The sequence below is a fragment of the Shewanella sp. 11B5 genome, assembly GCF_002836795.1.
GTDB lineage: Bacteria > Pseudomonadota > Gammaproteobacteria > Enterobacterales > Shewanellaceae > Shewanella > Shewanella frigidimarina.
In genome coordinates this window covers 1-3,507 of sequence record NZ_PJAP01000865.1, presented here as the reverse complement: position 1 = coordinate 3,507, position 3,507 = coordinate 1, and the positions used below count along the sequence as shown (strand labels likewise).

Sequence of the window (3,507 nt, the reverse complement as noted above, 5' to 3'; positions counted from 1 at the left end):
GGATTTTAGGTTTACAGCCTCTTTTTGTTGTTTTTACAATGAAATAAAACTTCGTTGAATAATCGTTGAGTTTGAATATTTATGCTTTTTGAATAGCTCGAATTATTTATGTGGTCGTTAACAATATTGTTATCTTGGTGCACGTTATGTGACATCGCACCATGATCGTACATTGAGAGACGGTACATAATAGTCAACGCATTGGTTTGATGTTTAACAGATAAAGTGAGGACACATGACATCGATATCTGAGCAGTTATCCGATGCGCTAGGCATCATGGTAATGGGCATGGGCTTAGTATTTATTTTTTTGAGTATCTTAATCATCGGCATTGGCATTGTTGCCAAGCTTTTTCCGCCCCCTGTAGAGGTTCCTACGCTGGCGACAGTAAGTTCTAATGCTACTGAACCTACTGTTTTAGACCCTAAGTTGGTTGCCGCTATTACCTCTGCGATACATCAATACCGCGCGAAATAAATTTGGAGTCATTATGAGCAAGCCGTTAGCATTAACCGATGTCGTCCTGCGTGACGCACACCAATCATTATTGGCAACACGTTTACGTATTGACGATATGTTACCCATCGCACCGTTATTAGACAAAGTCGGATTCTGGTCACTCGAGTCTTGGGGGGGCGCTACTTTTGATTCATGCATTCGATATTTAGGCGAAGATCCATGGGATCGTATTCGCGAATTGAAAAAAGCCATGCCTAATACTCCGCAACAAATGTTGCTTCGAGGTCAGAATTTATTGGGTTATCGACATTATGCCGATGATGTCGTTACGCGTTTTGTTGAACGAGCTCATACCAATGGCGTTGATGTATTTCGTATCTTCGATGCAATGAACGATGTACGTAACCTTGAAACAGCGGTTAAAGCGGTTAAAAACGTGGGCGGCCACGCCCAAGGCACCATTTCATTTACCACTAGCCCTGTTCACAACGTTGATACTTGGGTTGATATGGCTAAACGCCTAGAAGACATGGGCGCAGACTCTTTATGTATTAAAGATATGGCGGGTTTACTTAAGCCAATGCAAGCTTACGACCTTATTAGTCGATTAAAATCACAAACGGATTTAATGGTGTCGATGCATTGTCATGCCACAACGGGCCTAAGCAGCGCTACATATCAAAAAGCGATTGAAGCGGGTGTTGATGTGCTTGATACCGCAATATCCTCAATGAGCCAAACCTACGGCCACAGCGCTACCGAAACGTTAGTCGCAATGGTTGAAGATACCGACAGAGCAACCGGTTACGATATGGTGTTGTTAGAAGAAATAGCAGCCTATTTTCGTGAAGTACGTAAAAAATACGTCCGTTTTGAAGGTGCATTGAAGGGCATTGATTCACGTATTTTACGTGCTCAAGTACCTGGTGGCATGCTAACCAATATGGAAAATCAATTAAAAGAGCAGGGCGCAGCAGACAAAATGGATGCCGTGCTTGAAGAGATCCCACGGGTACGCGCAGATCTTGGCTTCTTACCTTTAGTTACCCCTACGTCGCAAATTGTTGGTTCACAGTCAGTAATCAACGTGCTGATGGGTGAGCGTTACAAGTCGATGACCAAAGAGACCGAAGGCGTACTAAAAGGCGAATATGGTGCGACGCCAGCACCTGTTAATGCCGAACTACAAGCCCGAGTGCTAAAAGGCGAGCAGCCTATTACGTGTCGTCCAGCAGATTTGATTGCACCAGAACTGGATAAGTTACGTGTCGAGCTTGCAGAAGCCGCCAAAGAGCAGGGCTTTAGCTTAGCTGCAGAACAAGATGACGATGTAATGACTTACGCGTTATTCAATCAAATTGGTCTTAAGTTTCTTAAAAATCGCGGTAATCCGGATGCGTTTGAACCTGTCCCAAGTGCAGATGATTTACAAGTGAAAGTCGATAAAGGCCCACAAACCTATACCGTCGATGTCGATGGTCAACATTTTGTGGTCGAAGTGAGTGAAGGTGGTGAGATCGGCCATATCGCGCCAGCATCAGCAGCACCTATTGCGGCAGCGTCTGCAACGGTCGCCTCAGCGCCAACGGGTGAGATTAAATGCACCATGGCCGCGCCGTTATCGGGCAATATTTTCAAAGTATTAGTCAGTAATGGTCAAGCGGTTAAAACCGGTGAAGTGATCATCATCCTCGAAGCGATGAAAATGGAAACCGAAATTCGTGCTCAACAAGATGGTGTTGTAACTCAGTTAGCGGTTAAGCAGGGTGACAGTGTAACTGTAGGTTCAACATTGTTATCACTAGCATAAGAGGTCGAAATGGAAGGATTATTGGCTTTTTGGGCTGAAACAGGTGTTGCTAACTTTACTGGTGGCCAACTGTTAATGATGGCTGTGGGTTGTTTATTGTTATTTCTAGCGATAATTAAAGGATTTGAGCCGTTATTGTTATTACCTATTGGATTTGGTGCCATATTAGCCAACATTCCTAATGCAGGTTTTACCGACGAAGGTGGCTTACTGTATTACGCTTATCATGTCGGGATTGAGACTGGGGTGTTCCCATTGCTTATCTTCATGGGTGTTGGTGCATTAACTGATTTTGGGGCTCTCATTGCTAATCCTAAAACATTATTGTTAGGCGCAGCGGCACAATTTGGGATTTTCTCAACCTTAATTGGTGCTATTGCCTTAAATTGGGTGCCTGGGTTTGAGTTTAGTATGCAAGATGCTGCGGCTATTGCCATTATTGGTGGCGCAGATGGTCCGACGGCGATTTTCTTAGCCTCTAAACTGGCGCCTGAATTGTTAGGGGCGATTGCCGTTGCTGCATATTCATACATGGCGTTAGTGCCATTAATTCAGCCGCCGATCATGAAACTGCTCACTACCAAAGCAGAACGTGAAATTAAAATGGAACAATTGCGTGAAGTCAGTAAGAAAGAGAAAATTATCTTTCCACTGATGGTATTAGGGTTAACCATTTTATTTTTACCCGCAGCAACCCCATTAATTGGTATGTTCTGTTTGGGCAATTTAATGCGCGAATCGGGTGTGGTGGATCGTTTATCGAAAACGGCACAAAATGAATTAATCAACATAGTGACGATCTTTTTAGGTCTTGCTGTTGGGTCTAAGCTCTCAGCAGATCAATTTTTGCGTATCGAAACGCTAGGTATTTTAATCCTTGGCGCGGTTGCGTTTAGTATTGGTACTGCTTCAGGGGTATTGATGGCTAAATTAATGAGTAAGCTCTCTGGCGGAAAAATTAACCCGCTTATTGGCGCCGCTGGCGTTTCTGCTGTACCAATGGCTGCACGTGTGGTTAATAAGGTTGGTTTAGAGGCTAACAACCAAAACTTCTTACTCATGCATGCCATGGGGCCTAACGTTGCAGGTGTGCTAGGTAGTGCCGTTGCTGCTGGTGTCTTGTTGGCAGTATTAGGCTAGGGTTTTATTGGATTACTTTAAAAGCCAATGCATCCGCATTGGCTTTTTTGTTTTTGCTGTTGACTCAAACCGTCTATGCAATTGAATCACTGGGCAT

At 44.0% G+C, this 3,507-nt stretch carries 3 protein-coding genes; all 3 read left to right on the top strand.

Features of this window, described 5'->3' with window-relative positions:
• Positions 1-235 precede the first annotated feature (235 nt).
• Genes CXF78_RS17360 through CXF78_RS17350 form a run of 3 tightly spaced genes read left to right on the top strand, consistent with a single transcriptional unit; the run spans position 236 to position 3,410 of the window.
• Positions 236-478 (top strand): OadG family transporter subunit, encoded by a 243-nt coding sequence (locus CXF78_RS17360; RefSeq protein ID WP_011636539.1) that lies wholly within the window; start codon positions 236-238, stop codon positions 476-478.
• Positions 479-491: 13 nt separating this feature from the next.
• Complete coding sequence (oadA, locus tag CXF78_RS17355) at positions 492-2,270, top strand: sodium-extruding oxaloacetate decarboxylase subunit alpha (protein WP_102037461.1); 1,779 nt, start codon at positions 492-494, stop codon at positions 2,268-2,270.
• Between the two features lie 9 nt (positions 2,271-2,279).
• Positions 2,280-3,410: a sodium ion-translocating decarboxylase subunit beta gene (locus tag CXF78_RS17350; protein ID WP_011636541.1), complete on the top strand. Its 1,131-nt coding sequence runs from the start codon at positions 2,280-2,282 to the stop codon at positions 3,408-3,410.
• The last annotated feature ends 97 nt before the right edge of the window (positions 3,411-3,507 follow it).